This is a genomic window from Microbacterium stercoris (assembly GCF_017592545.1).
Lineage (GTDB): Bacteria > Actinomycetota > Actinomycetes > Actinomycetales > Microbacteriaceae > Microbacterium > Microbacterium stercoris.
Genome location: NZ_JAGFOA010000004.1, coordinates 62,315 through 79,867 on the forward strand (window position 1 = coordinate 62,315; position 17,553 = coordinate 79,867).

The following is a 17,553-nucleotide window of genomic DNA, read 5'->3' on the forward strand; positions in this document are numbered from 1 at the left end:
GAAGGCCCGAAGGCGGGCGGCCGTGGCCGTGATCACCACGAGTGCAGCCGTTGTGGCAGCGATGGCGGGCGCCGGTATCGCCTATGCGATGTGGTCGAGTGAGGACACGTTCCTCGGCGGCCTGGTCACCGCGGGTGACCTCAGCATCACCACCGGTGACCCCACGTGGCGGCAGGTCACTCCCGGGGTATCCGACCCGCTCTCGGGCGGTTTGGAGACTACCCCTGAGTTCATCGGCATGCCCGGCGACATCGTGGAGATCGTTCAGCCGGTCACGACCTATCTCCGTGGCGACAACCTGGTCGGCGGTTTCGATGTCCAGTTGAGGGATCCCTCGGCACTGGCGGACCACGTCCGATCGGGCTCCGTGGAGATCTCCTTTCGCATCGAGGACGCTGACGGCATCCAGGTCGCACCCGCGACCGGCGGTGCTGAACTCGGTGAAGTGCTCCCGGTGCCCGGGCTCGAAGGACACGATGGCGGCGCAACCGCCTCCTGGAAGGTCGTCCTCACCGCCGAGCTCACGGGCGACTACATCTGGGCTGATGCGCCGACGGCTGATCTGTGGTCCATCGGCGACATCATCGTGGCACTCAGGCAGGTGCGCTGATGACTCCTCGCATGCGCATCACCGCAACCAGCCTCGTCGTCGGCGCGCTGTCCTTCGGAACCCTTTCGGGGGCCTCCGCACTGTGGACCGTGAATGACACAACCGTCATCCCCGCCATGCGCTCCGGCAGCGTGTCCTTCGCCGTTCAGGATGCCCTCCAGAAGGCTGCGCCGGTCACCTCAAAGGATGGGGAGGCGGTCTCCCTCACCATTCCCGGATCCGTGATGGCCGAGGTGCTGACGCAGACGGGACTGAGCCCCGATCCCTTCATCTGGCGATTCCACGTGACCGGGGCGGCGTACGGCATCGCCGGCCTGGACTACGACATCGTCGCCTCGGCGCAGATCGCCAAGGACGGAACGGTGCTCCCGCTCACGGATGGCAAGGCGGTCAAGGACACCCTGCTGGCGAACTCGACGCTCCGGATCTACCCGGCCGGGGAAGGGGACGACTGCTCCCTGGTCCCCGAGCTGCCGGAGGGTGACGAGCGAAACGTCCACCTCTACGCAGCCGAAGACCACACTCTCCAAGCCGCCAACACCAACCATCAGGCATCGCCGATCACGCAGACCTGGTGTGCTGCGGTCGACTGGAATCAGCCGCCCGACGGCATCTACGTCAACGACGCATTCGCAGTCGGGGTCGGAGAGGACGGCTCGTCACGTACGGCAGTGGATGAGTGGATCGCCGCCGTCGCGTTCCCTGTCTCACTGAAGGCGCTCGGCCTCTACCGCAACCGCGCTGAGGCCGAAGGCAGAGCGGAGGACGGAACCTTCGCGAGTGATGACGCGATCTGGGAAGCGACCGTCTTTCCCGATCCCTCCCGCGAACCCGCCGTCCTGCTCGAGTTCCAACCGACTGTCACCACCGTCAGCACCGCGCCGCGGGCTGAACGGAACTGAGACTTCGCACGGGCCCGCCGTGCGAACGGCTGCACAAGGCAGCCAGCTCCGTGAAGGAGCAACACCAACCCCATTGAGAAAGGGAGACACCCATGTCCGTTCACAACCCTGAGATCGTCGTCGTGACCGAGGAGAAGAAGCGACGAAAAGGCGCGCTGATCCTCGGCGGCGCGACCATCGCTCTCCTTGCCGGTGGCAGCACGTTCGCGCTGTGGTCGGCCGGCGACACCTTCGCCGGTGGCACGATCACCGCAGGTGACCTGAACCTGGTGAAGACCGCTGATACGACGTTCTGGGACGTCTCGGCCGACCGCGCCGACGCCACCGCGACGGTCACGGGCACAGACGGCAGCCAGCTCGGCCACGCGCTGACCCCGACGAACGCCTCCACCTGGCGCATCGTCCCCGGTGACAAGGTCGCCGCGTCGTTCTCGGCAGACGTCACCCTCGAGGGCGACAACCTCGTTGCTCGCCTCGGGGTGGATGGTCTCGATGCGAACGCACTGGCCAACACCGGCATGAGCTACAGCTACGAGGTCTACCAGGATGGCGAGCTGGTTTCGGATGAGCGCGCTCTGCCCGTTGCGGCCGACGCGACCCTGCTGTACCTCTCGGCTCCGGGCACCGGCCAGGACGCGGGTCTCGAGGACGCTGACACCACCGTGCTTCCCATGGAGACCAACACCGAGGACATCACCGTTGTCGTGTACGGCTCGTTCTTCGAGGACAAGGACGGCGACTTCACCTACACCGAAGGCGACGTCACGGTGACGGAGCGCGATCAGGTGCTGGCCGCGGACACGCTCGCCGGGCTCTCGCTCACCCTGCAGCAGGTGCGTGACACCGGTGCGCAGTTCTGATCCAGGTCAGATCCCCCCAGTCGGGGCACGCCGGCAACCCGGCGTGCCCCGACATCCCTCCGCCTGAACCCGTCAGAGGACAAAATGACCCGCCCAGCCACTCGCCGCGCACGCACGCGAGAGCGCGCCTGGTACGACTCGCCCTGGCGCATCCTCATCCGGGCTCTGGGAATCGCTGTCGCGACGCTGCTGGTCGCACTGATCGCGGCGCTTCTCCTCATCCCGCGTCTTATGGGTGGCCAGGCCCTCACCGTGCTCACCGGCTCGATGGAGCCGGCTCTCTCTCCGGGGGACGTCGTTGCGGTACGAGGCATCGATCCGGACGACGTCTGCACCGAGGTGAGCGTGAACGACATCGTCACGTTCCTGCCGGCCCCCGATGACCCGTCGCTGATCACTCATCGCGTCGTCGGGATCACCATCGGCTCCTTCGAGGATGGCTCCGGTTGCCGTCTGCTGACCCAGGGCGATGCGAACTCGACGGCGGACGACCCGATCTCTCCCGAGCAGGTCCGCGGCGTCTTTATGTATGCCATTCCGTCCGTCGGCTGGGTGAAGGAATGGATCCAGCAGAACCCGATGCTGGCGATGGCTCTCGGGATCGCGATCGCGGCCGTGTGGTGGTTGTGGCCGGGGCGCCAGCAGCAGAGAACGGTTGTGCGGATTCCCGGCGTGGCGTCGATGGCGGGGTCCGGGTCCTCCACGCCGGTGGGCACTCCTCAGGCAACGTCGTCGGCGCCCGATGAGCTCGCGCTCCGCAGACGCGAACTGGACCTTCGAGAGCGCGAGCTGCTTCTGCGCGAACGCGAGCTGAGCTGGGCCATGGGCTCCGTCGATCCCGATTCTGAGACTTCTCCACCCGCGACCCAGGACACGAGATCATGACCCCGGATCCCGTCGCTGGAGCCATGAAACGCCCCTTGAACAGCCGGGTCGTGGCGAGGGAGTGGTCTCGTGGCATGCTGACCCGCCGTGGGCGCTGGATCGCCGTGGCCGTTGCGGCGTTGGCCACCCTCGTCCTGACTCTCGTCCTCTTCTTCGCCGGGGCTCTTCCCGGAGCCCAGGCGCTTCTGGGACAGGAGGCAGCGGACGAAGGCGGCGACGTCGTGGTGCAGACGGAGGGCTCCCCGCCCGGGACGGCCACGCCAGCCGCACCCGAAGCGGGGTCTGCTCAGCTTCCCGTTCGTGCGGTCTGGGATGGGCCCACCACCCATCTGAACTGGGCCGGCGACGGCTATGAGACCGCAGAAGCCTCGTTCATCGGGGCCCGGGTCTTCGCGCCGGGAGACAAGGTGACGCGGACGCTGCTGGTGACGAACAGTGGCCCGGAAGCCGCGACGATGTCGGTCAGCATCGCCGCGAGCGAGTTGTTCGCCGCTGACACACGCAATCGCGCATTGGGGGAGAACGTGGATCTCTCCTGGGCAGTCGGCCAGGTCGCGGGCGGAGGACGATTCGATGAGGTCATCCAGGTGTCTGCACCCCGCACGGAGATCGCTCAGCTTCGAGTGGCGCGCGGCGAGACGGTGCCGATCACGCTCACAGCGAGTATGCCGAGCGAAGTCAGAGACCAGCGCCGTGCGGACACGACATCCGCGGAGCTGTCCTTCGACGTCCAGGTCGTGCTCCGCGGAGACACCGCTGCGCTCCTGGCGATCACGGGCTCCGATCCCTGGCCCTTCGCGCTCCTGGCGCTGGGTCTCCTCGGCATCGGCTTCCTGATGGTCTTCTTCCGACGTCCTGTGGTGTGCGACTACTGCGACGAACCCCTGGCAGGTGGGGAGCGCCGTGCGCTTCTGTGCCACGAAGACGGAAGTCGCACGGTCCAGTGCGCTGTCTGCGCGGGAGAATTCGGGACGTCCGGGGGAGCGTCGGACGGGCGAATCTGATCACCATGGGCGGATCGCTGATATCCGAGGTCTGTCAGCCAAATCGCTGATATATGAGTTGTTTCAGCCAGATCGCTTATTTACGAGCAAATATCAGTGTTACGCTCATGTACATGGTTGTCGCCGTCATCGCAGACATCGTCGCTTCCCGTGCGGCGCAGGACCGCGACGCGGTGCAACGCGAGATCGAGGCCGCCGCACGCGAAGTCGAGCGGGTGAGGCCGCGCGCCGTGCAGGAGTGGTGGCCCACGTTCAGCGACGAGTTCCAAGCCGTGTACCGCACGGTCGAGGATGCCCTCGTCGCGACGCTTCATCTCCAGCTCGCCCTGCCGGAGGGCGTCGGCTGCCGCTTCGGTATCGGCGTCGGCGACATCGTGCCCGTCGAGTCGCTGCTGGCCGACCGGATCCAGGACGGTCCGGGCTGGTGGGCGGCGCGCTCGGCCATCGACCATGCGAACGAGCTCGACAAGGGCAGACTGCCCGGCGTTCGCTCGTGGTTCGCGGTGCACGAGAGCGAGCCCGAGGCGCTTCGAGAGCGGGTGCCCGTGGTGAACGCCTACCTGCTGCTGCGTGACCAGGTCGTCGCGGATATGAACCCGCGCGCCCGTCGCGCCACTTACGACACCTGGCGTGGCCTGCAGCAGAAGGAGATCGCCGCGAAAGAGGGCATCACGCAGGCCGCCGTCTCGCAGGCGATCAACAAGCCGCTCGTGCGTGCGCTCCGTCTCGGCGCGCGCGGTCTCGCCGACGGCTGATCCGGAGCCTGATCACACGTGCTCTCAGCGACGACATGCCGGATCGGATCAGACCCGGCACGTTCTCGCTGAGAGCACGTCCTTTCAGAGAGGTGGGCGACGCACGTCGGACGCGAAGGCCAGCGCGTCGGCGGCGAGCTGGGCGGAGGTGTCCGCGTCGTGCATCCACAGCGGTACGGCGCGCGCACGCACGCCCGACGCGGCGAGCAGTTCGACGTCGCCTGCATCGGACGTGTCCACCAGCCATCCGTCGAGGAGGCCTCCGGACGAGCGCGAGCCGTAGTGACGACCGACCGCCGCGGCGGACGTCTCGACACCGATCGTGGTGAGGCAGACGTCTGCCATGCCCCGCACGACAGCGCCGGAGATGATGCCCGAGACCCCGATGACGGGAGCGGATGCCGACGCGAGAGCGTCGCGCATGCCGGGTACGGCGAGCACGGGGCCGACCGAGACGACCGGGTTCGAGGGGGCGACGAGCACCACGTCGGCGCGGGCGATCGCCTCCAGCGCGCCCGCGGACGGCGCCGCCGTCTCCACGCCGCGCTGCACGAACCCCCGCGCGGGAAGCTGCGCGCGGTGCCGCACCCACCACTCCTGGAAGTGAAGCGGATCGGATCCGTCCGCCGGCAGCACGTACGTGTCGATCTCGGCGTCCGTGGCGGGGTGCAGCGTGACCCCGAGATCCCAGCGCGCGCCGAGGCGGCGGTACACGTCGGAGACGGAGACGCCATCGCGCAGCCAGGCCGTGCGCGCGATGTGCGTGCCGAGGTCCAGGTCTCCCAGCGTGAACCAGTCGGGGGCGGTGCCCCAGGTGTGCAGCTCGGCGGCGACGCGCTCGGTCTCGTCGGCGCGGCCCCAGCCGCGTGCGGTGTCGTTCACACCGGCCAGCGCGTAGAGCAGGCTGTCGTGATCCGGAGCGATCCGCAGGCCCGAGACCCACCAGTCGTCCGCGGTGTTGACCACCACATCGATCCGGTGGTCGTCGCCGGAGCGACGCGCGTGCTCGCGCACGCCCTTCACGAAGCGCGCGCAGCCGACGCCGCCGCCGATGACGGTGATGTTCATCCCACCAGTCAACCAGCGGCGGCGCCGGCGAGGCGCATCACGCCAGCTTCTTCTCCCAGGCGCCCGCGTACGACGCCGGCACGAAGCCGACCTGCTCGTTCACATCGAGCATGTAGCGGTTCTCCTCGGCGTTGAACGTCGAGACGCACGGCGATTCGGGCACCGCCTCGTGCCACTTCGCCAGGCCCACGCACTTCACGATGGAGCCGAGCCGGTGGCCGCGGTGCTCCGGCATCACGAGGGTGCCCCATTGAGACGTGGGCTTGGTGCGATCCGGCCCGATGGTGAGCTCGTTGAAGGCCGCGACCTCGCCCGTCGGCTCATGGATCACCAGCGTCACGCCGAACAGCGTGCCCGCCGAGGCGAAGCGGGCATCGCGCTCGAACACGCGCTCGGCGTCCCAGGTCGAGGCCTCCATCACGAGGTCTCCGCTCGGGACGTCCGAGTGCATCCGCGCGATGGCCTTGGCATAGCCGTCGGCATACTCGGGGGGAGTCGGGCCCGCCCACCACACCGCGCGGTAATCGGGACCCGCCGTGGCGGTCGCCTCGGCGAGCAGTCGCTCGACAGGCTCGTAGTCGCCCTGCAGATCGAACCGGCTGTTGCGCTCCACCTGCCCGAGCCGGTACCCCGCGGCGAGCATGCGCCGTGTGCTCGGGTCATCCGCGGGAACCCATCCGGCTCCCGTCGGCGGCACGAGTGTGTTCTCGACCGGATCGGCGCGGTGGATCGTCCACGACTGCAGCACCGTGCGCCCGTACTCCCGTGCGATGCGCTCGCCCTCGGCCTCGAGGGCATCGACGACCGGTCCGCCGTTCTCGTGCTCCTCGGTCATCATCACGTCGATCTCCACGGAGTCCTGCATCGACTTGTCGATGTCCACGCGCACCGCGCCGACGATCTCGCCGTCGACGCGGGCGATCGCCCCGCGCATCACGCGGTAGGGCGTCTCCTGGGCGCGGGCGCGGAACTCCACGGCCGAATCGTCGTGGAGGTCGGTGCCCGACCAGCGTCGCCACGCGTCATTGCCGATCTGCACCATCGCGAGGAAGCCCTCGGCCTCGGGGCCGTCGAGGGTCGCGGGCACGATCAGGTCTTCGATCAGAACGTCCATCACAGCTCCTTCTTCCATTCGCCCGAGGTGACGGCCGGCACGAATCCGACGGCCTCGTTCACGTCCAGCATGTATCGGTTCTCCTCGGCGTTGAAGGTCATCACACTCGGAGAGGTGGGCACGAGCTCGTGCCAGCGGATCAGACCGACGCACTTCACGATGGTGCCGAGGCGGTGGCCGCGGTGCTCCTTGAGCACGAGCGTGCCGTAGTTCTCGGAGCGGCGGTGGCGGTCGCGTCCGATCACGATCTCGTTGAAGGCGACGATGGCGCCTGTGGGCTCATGGACCACGACGGCGACCGCCATGATCTGGCCGGCATCGCGCTTGAGCTTCTCGCGGTATCGGATGCGCTCAGCGTCCCACGTCTCCTCCTCCCACTCGAGTTCACCGCTCGGCACGTCGGTCGCCATGCGCGACACGGCGTACGCGTAGCTGTCGACGTACTCGTCGGGGGTGGGGTTCTGCCACCACACGGGACGGTAGTCGGGGCCGGCCTTCTCGAGGGCTTCGGCGAGCATGCGCTCGGCACGGTCGAGCGAGCTCCCGAACGCGAACACGCTGCAGCGCTCGACCTGGCCGAGCGTGTAGCCGTGCCGCAGCAGGAGCTGCGTCGACTCGGCATCGCGGGCGATGGATCCGAGGCCGGCGGGCGAGGGAAGCTGCTCGCCGGGGAAACCCGCCGGCAGCATGTTGAAGGTGTTGAGCACGGTGCGTCCGTGCGCTCGAGCCAGCTGTTCGGCGTGGCCGAAGAGGGCGTCCTCGATGCCGCAGCCGCGTGCATCCGGATGCACGTGCACACCGGCGGTGACGTTCTTCTCGCCGTCGCGCTGGTACTCGAACGTGAGCACGCCCACGATGCGGTCGCCGTCGCGGGCGACGTGCGCCTGGCGATCGGTATACGCCGTGGCGTGCAGCGCGGCGAGCCATTCGGCGGGCTCGCAGTCGAACAGGGTGGTGCCGGTGTCGTGCCGGGTCGAGGCCGTCATGACCTCGCCGGCGGCGATGAGGTCGGCCGCGCCTGCGGCGTCCATCGTCGCGGGGACGGCCAGCGCGTCGATGCGCAGGCCGGGGATGTCGATCGTGTCGAACATGAGTGGTGCTTCCTTAGCGGGGAGTTCGGGCCGGGCGGATTCGTGTCCGCCCGGCCCGGGCGGGATGTGTCAGCGGATCTGCTGGCCGAAGAGGCTCATGGCGCGAGCCATGTCGAGCTCCATCTGGAGCATCAGGCGCTTGCGCTCGAGGCGGCGTTCGTGCAGTTCCGAGGTGGTGAGCTGCCCGTCTACGGGGCGCGTGCCCCAGAGCAGCAGCTTGAGACCGAGCCACATGGCCACCCGGTCAGGAAGCGAGGTGCGTGCAATGCGGTTCTGCAGCGACTGCGCTACCTGGGGCGGACCCGGCGGTTGCGGGGGATGCGACGTGCGCACGGCCTGTGCCTCGGCGAGGTGAGCGTTCATGGTGATGTTCTCCGTGGTCTGGGTGAGTCGATCGGGGGAGGTGGTGTGGGTGGCGGCGCTGGTGGTGCTGATCGGCGACATGGGTGTCTCCTCTGGTGGGTCCCCGGCGGGGACGTGGATGGATGTGCCCCGAGAGGGGGCGGGATGCGGATCCTGCGGACGAGGATCCGGTCTGAGGCGACGGCGATCGACGTGATCCGCAGCACGGGGCTGGGATCGCGGATGCCGATCGACGCGTCAGCGGATCGGGTGCGCTCGAGGGATGCGGATCCCGGAGACGGATCTCACGGGAGCGCTCTCAGAGGGCAGACGGGTGGCGCGAAGCGTCAGCCGATGGCGGGTGTACGTCGCGCGGCGCCGGAAAGGGCGTAGCCGAACGCGGGAGTACGCCGCACTGCGACGCCGAACGCAACAAGATCCGAGGCGGTGAATGCTGGGGTGAGAATGGTGTTCATCGCGCCCCTCCTCTCGAATGTGCGTGGGTCGCGGTTCCTGACAGTAGGGGCAATTCTCAGCCTCCGTCAAGGAGCTCCCGGGCGTGTCGCGAATTCCCGCGTGTGCGATCCGGAGGCGCAGGCCCGGTCCGGTAGCGTGAAATCCGCATGATCACGGGGCCCGGAAAGGAGCGCGGATGCATCTGAAGAGCCTGACGCTCAAGGGCTTCAAGTCGTTCGCGCAGCCGACGACCTTCGCGCTCGAGCCGGGTGTCACCGCGATCGTGGGCCCCAACGGCTCCGGCAAGTCGAATGTCGTCGACGCTCTCGCCTGGGTGATGGGGGAGCAAGGAGCAAAGACCCTTCGCGGCGGCAAGATGGAGGACGTCATCTTCGCCGGCACCGCCACGCGCGGCCCGCTCGGCCGCGCTGAGGTGCAGCTGACGATCGACAACTCCGACGGCGCCCTCCCCATCGAGTACAGCGAGGTGACGATCAGCCGCACGCTGTTCCGATCCGGATCCAGCGAGTACGCGATCAACGGCGAGTCCTGCCGCCTGCTCGACGTGCAGGAGCTGCTGAGCGACTCGGGCCTCGGGCGGGAGATGCACGTGATCGTCGGCCAGGGCCGGCTCGACGCCGTGCTCCAGGCCACCCCCGAGGATCGGCGCGGCTTCATCGAGGAGGCGGCCGGCATCCTCAAGCACCGCAGGCGCAAGGAGAAGACGCTCCGCAAGCTCGAGGCGATGGAGGCCAACCTCACACGCCTCAGTGATCTGGCGGGAGAGATACGCCGACAGCTCAAGCCCCTCGGCAAACAGGCCGAGATCGCCCGCGAGGCGCAGACGATCGCCGCCGTCGTGCGCGATGCGAAGGCGCGACTGCTCGCCGACGAGGTGGTGCAGCTGCGCAACGCGCTCGCCGACCACGCGCGCAGCGAGCAGGAGCGCAACACCGAGCGCATGGTGCTGCAGGACGAGGTCGACAGGGTGCGTGCGCGGATCGCGCACCTGGAACGCGAGCAGAACGCCGAGGCCGTCGATGAGGCGCGCGGGGTGGCCTTCGGCCTCGAGCAGGTGCAGGAGCGCCTGCGGGGCCTGTACACGCTCGCCAACCAGAAGCTCGCCCTGCTGGGGGCGGACGACGATCCGAGCGCGGGGGCCATCACCGTCTCCCAATCGCGGATCGACGCGGCGCGCGAGGAGATCACGCGGCTGTCCGACAGTGTCGGCAGCGCTCAGGATGCCGCGCAGGACGCGTCGCGCTTGGTCGCGAAGGCGCGCGCGGAGCTCGATGCCCTGGACGCCGAGATCGCGGAGCAGAGCGCACTCGTCTCGCAGCACGACATGAGGCTCGCCGCGCTGCGGGGTGCCGCGGACGCCGCGCAGTCGGCCCTCGCCGCGGTGCGCGGTGGCGTGCTCCGCCAGCAGAACGCGCTCGACGCGGCCGACCAGCGACGCATCGAGGCCGCAGAGGAGTTGGAGCGGATCGATCCGGCTGAGACCTCGCCGGAGGGATCCGCCGCCGAGCATCAGGCCGCCTATGAGGCGGCGCAGCGCGAGACGTCCGATGCCGAAGCCGAGCTGGAGCGCATCCGCGAGGCGCACCGCACGGCGGAGCGTGAGGGCGATGCGCTGACCGCCAAGGTCGCCGCGCTGTCGAGCATGCTCGACGTGAAGAACGGGGCCGCGTCTCTGATCGCGCGGGGCGGCGCGGGCGTGCGCGGCCTCGTGGGCGACGCGGTGCAGGTGGATGCGGGCTTCGAGGCCGCGATCGCCGCCGTGCTCGGGCCGCTCGCGGAGGGTGTGCTCGTCGACTCACGCGCCGCGGCGTTCGGCGTCGCCGCGGAGGCGGGTGAGTTCGGTGTCGTCGACATCGTCATCGCGGATCCTGAGGGAGCGGCCGGTGCGCTGCCGGCGGTCGCGGGGGTCGTCGCCGCCGGATCGGTCGTGCGCGCGCCGGAGGGCGTGCTGCGGATCCTCGCGCACGTCGCGGTCGCGGAGGATCTGGAGTCGGCGCGTGCGGTCTTCGAGGCCGCCCCTGAAACGGCTCTCACGATCGTCACGCGCGCCGGCGAGGTGTGCACCGCTCAGACCGTGCGCGCCGGCACGGGCGAGCGTTCACGGATCGAGCTTCAAGCCGAGCGCGACGGCGCCGCCGAGCGCCTCACGGACGTGCGCGCTCAGGTCGACGAGCTCACGGTGCTGCGCGCCGAGGCGAACGAGCGTCTGCAGACCGCGCGTCGTGTGGCCAAGGAGGCGCTCCAGCTCCTGCGCGAGCACGACGCGCGCCTCGCGCAGCACGCCGAGCACCTCAACAAGGCGACGGTGCGCCACGAGGCCGCGGTCGCCGAGTGCGAACGCCTCGAAGCGGGCCTCGCCCAGGCGCAGGGCGCGGTCGCCGACGCCGAGGCGAAGGCCCAGGCCGCGACTCGGGACCTCGAGACCGCGCTCGAGACGCCGCGTCCGATCCTGGATGCGTCCTCGCGAGATGCGTATGTCGCCGCGCTCGATGCCGCGCGCGAACAGGAGATGCGGGCGCGCCTCGAGGTCGAGACCCTGCGTGAGCGCGTGCGCTCGGCCGAAGCGCGCGCCGTCGGGCTGGAACGCCAGCGCGAGCGCGAGCGCGAGGCCGCCGAGGCGGCCGCCCGACGTGCGGTGATCCGTCGTCGTCAGCGGGAGATCGCGGAGGCCGTCGCCGCCGAGCTGCCTCTTGTGCTCGATTCGGTCGACCGGTCGGTGACCGAGGCTCGGATGGCGCTGGCCGAGGCCGAGGCCGCGCGCGCGGCGGTGACGGCCGAGCTGCGTGAGCTGCGCGGGCGCGAGTCGGGTCTGCGAGAGAGACTCAGCGGACTGACCGAGAGCGTGCACGGCCTCGAGCTGCAGATCCACGAGAAGAAGGTGCACATCACCAGCCTGCTTGAGCGCGTCGCGAGCGAGCTCGGTCTGAACGAGGAGATCCTCGTTGCGGAATACGGGCCCGATCAGCCCGTTCCTCGCGATGCGTCCGAGGTGGCCGAGCAGGATTCCGACCCGCATGCCGCAGAGGGTATGATCGCGACGATCCGCTACGACCGTCGGATGCAGGAGCGCAGGCTCAAGGACGCCGAGCGCAAGCTCAGTCAGCTGGGCCGGGTCAATCCGCTGGCGCTGGAGGAGTTCGCCGCGCTCGAACAGCGCCATAAGTTCCTGACCGAGCAACTCGATGATCTCGTCAGCACCCGCCGGGATCTGATGACGATCATCGCCGACCTCGACGAGCGCATGCAGGTGATCTTCGCCGCCGCCTTCGAGGACACGAAGGCGGCGTTCACCGAGGTGTTCCCGATCCTCTTCCCCGGCGGGACGGGGTCGATCACCCTCACCAACCCCGACGACATGCTCACGACGGGGATCGAGGTCTCTGTGCGGCCGGTCGGCAAGAAGATCGAGCGCCTCTCCCTGCTCTCCGGTGGCGAGCGGTCCCTCGCGGCCGTGGCCTTCCTGACGGCGATCTTCACGGCCCGCCCGAGCCCGTTCTACATCCTCGACGAGGTCGAGGCCGCACTCGACGACGCCAATCTCGGCCGCCTGCTCGGCGTCTTCGAGAAGCTGCGTGTCTCGAGCCAGCTGCTCGTCATCACCCACCAGAAGCGCACGATGGAGATCGCCGACGCCCTCTATGGCGTCTCGATGCGGCAGGACGGCGTCTCCGCGGTCGTCGGGCAGCGCATCACCGATCGCGGCCAGGCCGAGCGGCTCGCCGAGGAGATCGCCTCGTGAGCACCGCCGCCTCCGCCGTCGACGCGTTCGACGGGCTGGCTGCCCGGCTGCGTCGCCGCCCCGACATCGAGGCACACGATCTCGTCGCCGCCGACGCGAGCGACCGCCTGATCCTGGCGGAGGCCGGCGAGCTGCGCGGCACGGTCGCGGTGATCGGCGACCGCTATGGCGCGCTCACCCTCTCCCTGCTCGCGTCGGATCCGGATCTGCGGGTGCGCGTGCATCAGGACGCGCTCACGGGGGAGCGCGCGCTCGCGCTCAATGCGGCGGAGCTCGGTCTCCCGCTGGATCGCGTGAGCTGGCACGACCTCGACGCGGCGCTCCTGGAGGACGCCGACACGGCCCTGCTCCAGCTGCCGCGTTCGCTCGACGCGCTCGACGAGATCGCGGGCCTCGTCTCGGGCGCCGGCGGGCGACTCGTCGCCGGAGGCCGCATCAAGCACATGAGTCTGGGCATGAACGACGTGCTCAGCCGCCACTTCGCACGTGTCGATGTGAGCCGCGCGGCGAGCAAGTCACGCGTGCTGCAGGGGAGCGAGCCGCGCGCGGGCACGGCCGGCGTCTGGCCGCGTTGTGAGCGGCACGTCGACCTCGGGCTCATCGTCTGCGCGCACGGCGCCGCGTTCGCCGGCACGTCGATCGACATCGGCACGCGCTTTCTGCTCTCGTTCCTGCCGGATCTCCCCGCCGCGGCCGTCGGGATCGACCTCGCGTGCGGCACGGGCGTGCTCGCGACGATGCTCGCGAAGGCGCAGCCGGGCATCCGGGTGATCGCGTCGGACCAGTCGGCGGCTGCCGTGTCCTCTGCCCGCGCGACCGCGGAGGCGAACGGCGTGGCCGATCGGGTCGCGGTTGTGCGCGACGACGGCCTGGGAGCCCAACCGGACGCGTCCGCTGACCTGATCCTGCTGAACCCGCCGTTTCATTCGGGCGCGGCCGTGACCGAGGAGATCGCCCCGCGGATGTTCGCCGACGCCGCGCGCGTGCTGCGCCCGGGAGGCGAGCTGTGGGTCGTGTTCAACTCGCACCTCGGCTACCGCCCGATCCTCGAGCGCGCCGTGGGGAAGACACATCAGGCCGGCCGCAATGCCAAGTTCACGGTGACGGTCTCGACGCGCCGATAACCGGCCAGGCGAATGGATCAGCGGGGGTCGGCGAGCACCTCGTCGTAGAGGGCCCGCGTGCGCTCGGCGATCGCCAGCCAGGAGAACTCGCGTTCGGCGCGAAGGCGACCCGCTTCGCCCCACGCGCGGGCCCGGTCCGGATCCGAGACCATGTCGGCCAGGGCCTCCGCGAGATCGTGGACGAACCTCTCCGGGTCCGTCGGGGTGCCCGTTCCGTCCTGCAGCTGATGGAGCGGCACGATCGTGCCGGTCACGCCGTGGGCCACGACCTCAGGAATGCCGCCCGTCGAGGTGCCGACCACCGGTGCGCCGCAGGCCATGGCCTCGAGGTTGACGATGCCCAGCGGCTCGTAGACGGAGGGGCACACAAAAGTCGTCGCGTGGCTCAGCAGCACGCAGAGCTCGTGACGGGGGAGGTGGCGGTCGATCCAGACCACGCCCTCGCGGGTCTCACGCAGCTCGGCCACGAGGCCCTCGACCTCGGCCATGATCTCCGGGGTGTCGGGGGCGCCCGCGCACAGCACCAGCTGCACATCGGGCGGAAGCAGGCGGGCGGCGCGCAGCAGATAGGGGAGACCCTTCTGGCGCGTGATGCGTCCCACGAACACGACGGACGGGCGATCGGGATCGAGGCCGAGCACGCGCGCCGTGTCCGGATCCTCGACGCGCGTCCAGGAGGTGAGGTCGATGCCGTTGTAGACCACCTTGACGCGCTCCGGCTCGAGATCGGGGTAGACGCGCAGCAGGTCGCGGCGCATACCCTCGCTGACCGCGACCACCGCGTCGGCGGAGGTCAGGGCATCGCGCTCGATCCAGCTCGAGAGGCGGTAGCCGCCGCCGAGCTGCTCGGCCTTCCAGGGGCGCAGCGGCTCGAGGCTGTGCGCGGTGGCGACGTGCGGGATGCCGTACAGCATCTTCGCGACGTGGCCCGCGAAGTTGGCGTACCAGGTGTGCGAGTGCACGAGATCGGCACCCTGCGCGTCGGCCGCGATCGCGAGGTCGACGCCCATCGTCTGCAGCGCGCCGTTCGCGTGCGTCAGATCCGCGGGCACGCTGTAGGCGGTGGCGCCCTGCTCCTCGCGCGGGGCCCCGAAGGCGCGCACCTGGACGTCGAGATCGGCGCCGCCGGTGCGCCGAAGCGCCTTCACGAGCTCGGCGACGTGCACACCGGCGCCCCCGTAGATCTCCGGCGGATATTCACGGGTGAGCAGGTCGACGCGCATGAGGTCAACCTAGCGCGGGCGCAAGTCACCGCGCACCCGTGGGGAGGGCGTTCCGGGCTTTGCGGGAGGCGGGCTGAACTGCCCGGACGGCGCGCAGGAGATGACCCGAAACGGTCCACACGACGCGGTCGAATGACACTAGTGTCAGCCTTATGGCTGCGGCGACTCGGAAAGTGCTGGGGATCGTTCTCGCGGGCGGAGAGGGCAAGCGGCTGATGCCGCTCACCCTCGACCGGGCGAAACCCGCCGTGCCGTTCGGCGGGCATTACCGTCTCATCGACTTCGCGCTCTCGAACCTGATGAATTCGGGCCTGCGCCAGGTGGTGGTGCTGACGCAGTACAAGTCGCACAGCCTCGACCGCCACATCTCGCAGCTGTGGCGCATGAGCGGCATGTTCAACTCCTACGTCACCTCGGTGCCCGCGCAGCAGCGCCTGGGCAAGCGCTGGTATCTGGGCTCTGCGGACGCCATTCTGCAGAGCCTCAACCTGGTCTACGACGAGAAGCCCGACTACATCGTCGTGGTGGGGGCCGACCACGTGTATCGCATGGATTTCGAGGCCATGCTCGAGGCGCACATCGCCTCCGGTGCAGAGTGCACGGTGGCCGCCATCCGCCAGCCGATCTCGCTCGCCAATCAGTTCGGCGTCATCGACGTCGACCCGGCGCAACCCGACAGCATCCGCGATTTCCTCGAGAAGCCCGCAGACCCGCAGGGGCTTCCCGACTCGCCCGGCGAGGTGCTCGCCTCGATGGGCAACTACATCTTCACCACCGACGCGCTCGTGGACGCCGTGCTCAAGGACGGGGAGCGCACGGACTCAAACCATGACATGGGCGGCGACATCGTGCCGTACTTCGTCGAGAAGGGCACCGCGGGCGTCTACGACCTGAAGTACAACGACGTTCCCGGATCGACCGCGCGCGACCGCTCGTACTGGCGCGACGTCGGCACGATCGAGTCGTACTTCGATGCGCACCAGGACCTGATCTCGGTGCTGCCGATCTTCAACCTCTACAACAACGAGTGGCCGATCTTCAGCCGCCAGGACAACATGCCGCCGGCGAAGTTCACGCGCGACGCGAGAGGAACGCTGAGCACCGTCATCGATTCGATCGTCTCGCTCGGCACGGTCATCTCGGGCGCCCACATCGAGCGCAGCGTGGTGGGAACCCGCGCGTCCGTCGACTCGGGCGCGATGGTCACGGACTCCATCGCGTTCGATGACGCGCGGATCTCCAAGGGGGCGACCGTGCGACGGGCGATCCTCGACAAGAACGTGGTCGTCGAGGCGGGCGCGACCGTCGGCGTCGACGCCGAGCTCGACCGTCTTCGCGGATTCACGGTCACCGACACGGGGATCACCGTCGTCGGCAAGAACGTGTGCGTCACACGCGGTCTGAAGTCCCGCTGAGCGTCAGCCGGGGCACCCCGGCCGCATAGGCTGGATCCATGGCTGAGAAGTGGTCCCTGGGTCGCGCACTGCGCGGCGTGTTCGTGCGCCCGACCATCGACGAGGACACCTGGGACACGCTGGAGAGCGCGCTGATCCAGGCCGACTTCGGCCCGGACATCACCGAGCGAGTGATCGACCAGCTGCGCGCGGATGTCGAGCGCTTCCGCACGACGGATCCGCGTGACCTCAAGCGCATGCTGACCGAGGCTCTCGAGGAGCGCTTCGCGAAGTACGACACCACGCTGAAGCTCACCGAGCGCCCCGCGGTCGTACTTGTCGTGGGCGTCAACGGCGTCGGAAAGACCACGACGATCGGCAAGTTCGCGCACTTCCTGCGTCGCTACGAGCGCTCCGTGGTCGTCGGGGCGGCGGACACCTTCCGCGCTGCCGCCGTGGATCAGCTGGCGACCTGGGCCGAACGCGGCGGCGCCGCGATCGTGCGTCCGGATCGCGAGGGCCAGGACCCGGCCTCGGTCGCCTTCCAGACCATCGACTACGCCAAGCGGACGGGCACGGAGATCGTGCTGGTCGACACCGCGGGCCGCCTGCACACCAAGGGCGGCCTGATGGACGAGCTCACGAAGATCCGTCGCGTCATCGAGAAGCAGGCGCCGATCAGCGAGGTGCTGCTCGTGCTGGACGCCACCACGGGACAAAACGGCGTCATGCAGGCCGAGGCGTTCCTGCAGCACGCCGGCGTGACGGGGCTCGTGATCTCCAAGCTCGACGGCTCGGCCAAGGGCGGCTTCGTTCTCAACGTGCAGGAGCGCACCGGCATCCCCGTGAAGCTCCTCGGCCAGGGCGAGGGAATCGGCGACCTCACCGGCTTCACTCCGCACGTGTTCGTGCAGGGGCTGATCGAGGGTGCCGTCGACTGACGGCGGCGAGAGGCGATGGAGATC

16 protein-coding genes are annotated in these 17,553 nt (G+C 69.2%); 10 read left to right on the plus strand and 6 right to left on the minus strand.

What is annotated here, in order from left to right; translation table 11 throughout:
* Nucleotides 1–22 precede the first annotated feature (22 nt).
* The 6 genes from J5V96_RS10460 to J5V96_RS10485 all read left to right on the plus strand — a co-directional run bounded on the left by J5V96_RS10460 (nucleotide 23) and on the right by J5V96_RS10485 (nucleotide 5,016).
* The gene (locus J5V96_RS10460; protein ID WP_208503550.1) at nucleotides 23–610 is read left to right on the plus strand and encodes a hypothetical protein; all 588 of its coding nucleotides are present in this window, start codon (nucleotides 23–25) and stop codon (nucleotides 608–610) included.
* 11 nt (nucleotides 611–621) lie between these two features.
* Nucleotides 622–1,512, plus strand: a complete 891-nt coding sequence (locus J5V96_RS10465; protein ID WP_208503551.1) for a hypothetical protein — start codon at nucleotides 622–624, stop codon at nucleotides 1,510–1,512.
* Between the two features lie 92 nt (nucleotides 1,513–1,604).
* On the plus strand, nucleotides 1,605–2,372 hold the full coding sequence (locus J5V96_RS10470) for an alternate-type signal peptide domain-containing protein (protein WP_208503553.1): 768 nt from the start codon (nucleotides 1,605–1,607) through the stop codon (nucleotides 2,370–2,372).
* An 84-nt stretch (nucleotides 2,373–2,456) separates the two neighbouring features.
* A complete protein-coding gene (locus J5V96_RS10475; RefSeq protein WP_208503555.1) occupies nucleotides 2,457–3,257 on the plus strand; it encodes a signal peptidase I in 801 nt (266 codons plus the stop codon).
* Between the two features lie 74 nt (nucleotides 3,258–3,331).
* Nucleotides 3,332–4,261: a hypothetical protein gene (locus J5V96_RS10480; protein WP_208503557.1), complete on the plus strand. Its 930-nt coding sequence runs from the start codon at nucleotides 3,332–3,334 to the stop codon at nucleotides 4,259–4,261.
* A 113-nt stretch (nucleotides 4,262–4,374) separates the two neighbouring features.
* Nucleotides 4,375–5,016, plus strand: a complete 642-nt coding sequence (locus tag J5V96_RS10485; protein ID WP_208503559.1) for a SatD family protein — start codon at nucleotides 4,375–4,377, stop codon at nucleotides 5,014–5,016.
* 84 nt (nucleotides 5,017–5,100) lie between these two features.
* Here the strand turns inward: J5V96_RS10485 and cofD are convergent, their stop codons facing one another.
* The 5 genes from cofD to J5V96_RS17290 form a co-directional block, all read right to left on the minus strand.
* Nucleotides 5,101–6,084 carry a 2-phospho-L-lactate transferase gene (gene cofD, locus J5V96_RS10490; RefSeq protein WP_208503560.1) on the minus strand — a complete coding sequence of 328 codons (984 nt, stop codon included), beginning with the start codon at nucleotides 6,082–6,084 and terminating at the stop codon, nucleotides 5,101–5,103.
* Nucleotides 6,085–6,121: 37 nt separating this feature from the next.
* A complete protein-coding gene (locus J5V96_RS10495) occupies nucleotides 6,122–7,198 on the minus strand; it encodes a GNAT family N-acetyltransferase (RefSeq protein WP_208503562.1) in 1,077 nt (358 codons plus the stop codon).
* Nucleotides 7,198–8,289 (minus strand): GNAT family N-acetyltransferase, encoded by a 1,092-nt coding sequence (locus J5V96_RS10500; RefSeq protein ID WP_208503564.1) that lies wholly within the window; start codon nucleotides 8,287–8,289, stop codon nucleotides 7,198–7,200. Before J5V96_RS10500 ends, J5V96_RS10495 begins: the two co-directional genes overlap by 1 nt.
* 69 nt (nucleotides 8,290–8,358) lie before the next feature.
* Nucleotides 8,359–8,733 carry a hypothetical protein gene (locus J5V96_RS10505; protein WP_208503566.1) on the minus strand — a complete coding sequence of 125 codons (375 nt, stop codon included), beginning with the start codon at nucleotides 8,731–8,733 and terminating at the stop codon, nucleotides 8,359–8,361.
* A gap of 245 nt (nucleotides 8,734–8,978) precedes the next feature.
* Nucleotides 8,979–9,107 (minus strand): hypothetical protein, encoded by a 129-nt coding sequence (locus J5V96_RS17290; protein WP_268927566.1) that lies wholly within the window; start codon nucleotides 9,105–9,107, stop codon nucleotides 8,979–8,981.
* 176 nt (nucleotides 9,108–9,283) lie between these two features.
* On the opposite strand from J5V96_RS17290, the gene smc reads away from it, so the two are divergent.
* Entirely contained in the window at nucleotides 9,284–12,847 is a 3,564-nt protein-coding gene (gene smc, locus J5V96_RS10510; protein ID WP_208503568.1) for a chromosome segregation protein SMC, read from the plus strand.
* Nucleotides 12,844–13,971, plus strand: coding sequence for a class I SAM-dependent methyltransferase (locus tag J5V96_RS10515; RefSeq protein WP_208503570.1), 1,128 nt, complete (start codon nucleotides 12,844–12,846; stop codon nucleotides 13,969–13,971). The genes smc and J5V96_RS10515 overlap by 4 nt, the downstream gene beginning before the upstream one ends.
* A 17-nt stretch (nucleotides 13,972–13,988) precedes the next feature.
* Here the strand turns inward: J5V96_RS10515 and glgA are convergent, their stop codons facing one another.
* Nucleotides 13,989–15,194, minus strand: a complete 1,206-nt coding sequence (glgA, locus tag J5V96_RS10520; protein WP_208503572.1) for a glycogen synthase — start codon at nucleotides 15,192–15,194, stop codon at nucleotides 13,989–13,991.
* A gap of 152 nt (nucleotides 15,195–15,346) precedes the next feature.
* Here glgA and glgC point away from each other — a divergent pair, with 152 nt between their 5' ends.
* Both glgC and ftsY read left to right on the plus strand, forming a co-directional pair.
* Complete coding sequence (gene glgC / locus J5V96_RS10525; RefSeq protein WP_208503574.1) at nucleotides 15,347–16,609, plus strand: glucose-1-phosphate adenylyltransferase; 1,263 nt, start codon at nucleotides 15,347–15,349, stop codon at nucleotides 16,607–16,609.
* 38 nt (nucleotides 16,610–16,647) lie between these two features.
* Nucleotides 16,648–17,529: a signal recognition particle-docking protein FtsY gene (ftsY, locus tag J5V96_RS10530; protein WP_208503576.1), complete on the plus strand. Its 882-nt coding sequence runs from the start codon at nucleotides 16,648–16,650 to the stop codon at nucleotides 17,527–17,529.
* The last annotated feature ends 24 nt before the right edge of the window (nucleotides 17,530–17,553 follow it).

What these genes read in the sequence shown, in the direction of transcription:
- J5V96_RS10465 (WP_208503551.1), top strand. Translation starts at nt 622, where the DNA reads ATGCGCATCACCGCAACCAGCCTCGTCGTCGGCGCGCTGTCCTTCGGA.
- J5V96_RS10470 (WP_208503553.1), top strand. Translation starts at nt 1,605, where the DNA reads ATGTCCGTTCACAACCCTGAGATCGTCGTCGTGACCGAGGAGAAGAAG.
- J5V96_RS10475 (WP_208503555.1), top strand. Translation starts at nt 2,457, where the DNA reads ATGACCCGCCCAGCCACTCGCCGCGCACGCACGCGAGAGCGCGCCTGG.
- J5V96_RS10480 (WP_208503557.1), top strand. Translation starts at nt 3,332, where the DNA reads ATGCTGACCCGCCGTGGGCGCTGGATCGCCGTGGCCGTTGCGGCGTTG.
- J5V96_RS10485 (WP_208503559.1), top strand. Translation starts at nt 4,375, where the DNA reads ATGGTTGTCGCCGTCATCGCAGACATCGTCGCTTCCCGTGCGGCGCAG.
- cofD (WP_208503560.1), bottom strand. Translation starts at nt 6,084, where the DNA reads ATGAACATCACCGTCATCGGCGGCGGCGTCGGCTGCGCGCGCTTCGTG.
- J5V96_RS10495 (WP_208503562.1), bottom strand. Translation starts at nt 7,198, where the DNA reads ATGGACGTTCTGATCGAAGACCTGATCGTGCCCGCGACCCTCGACGGC.
- J5V96_RS10500 (WP_208503564.1), bottom strand. Translation starts at nt 8,289, where the DNA reads ATGTTCGACACGATCGACATCCCCGGCCTGCGCATCGACGCGCTGGCC.
- J5V96_RS10505 (WP_208503566.1), bottom strand. Translation starts at nt 8,733, where the DNA reads ATGTCGCCGATCAGCACCACCAGCGCCGCCACCCACACCACCTCCCCC.
- J5V96_RS17290 (WP_268927566.1), bottom strand. Translation starts at nt 9,107, where the DNA reads ATGAACACCATTCTCACCCCAGCATTCACCGCCTCGGATCTTGTTGCG.
- smc (WP_208503568.1), top strand. Translation starts at nt 9,284, where the DNA reads ATGCATCTGAAGAGCCTGACGCTCAAGGGCTTCAAGTCGTTCGCGCAG.
- glgA (WP_208503572.1), bottom strand. Translation starts at nt 15,194, where the DNA reads ATGCGCGTCGACCTGCTCACCCGTGAATATCCGCCGGAGATCTACGGG.
- glgC (WP_208503574.1), top strand. Translation starts at nt 15,347, where the DNA reads ATGGCTGCGGCGACTCGGAAAGTGCTGGGGATCGTTCTCGCGGGCGGA.
- ftsY (WP_208503576.1), top strand. Translation starts at nt 16,648, where the DNA reads ATGGCTGAGAAGTGGTCCCTGGGTCGCGCACTGCGCGGCGTGTTCGTG.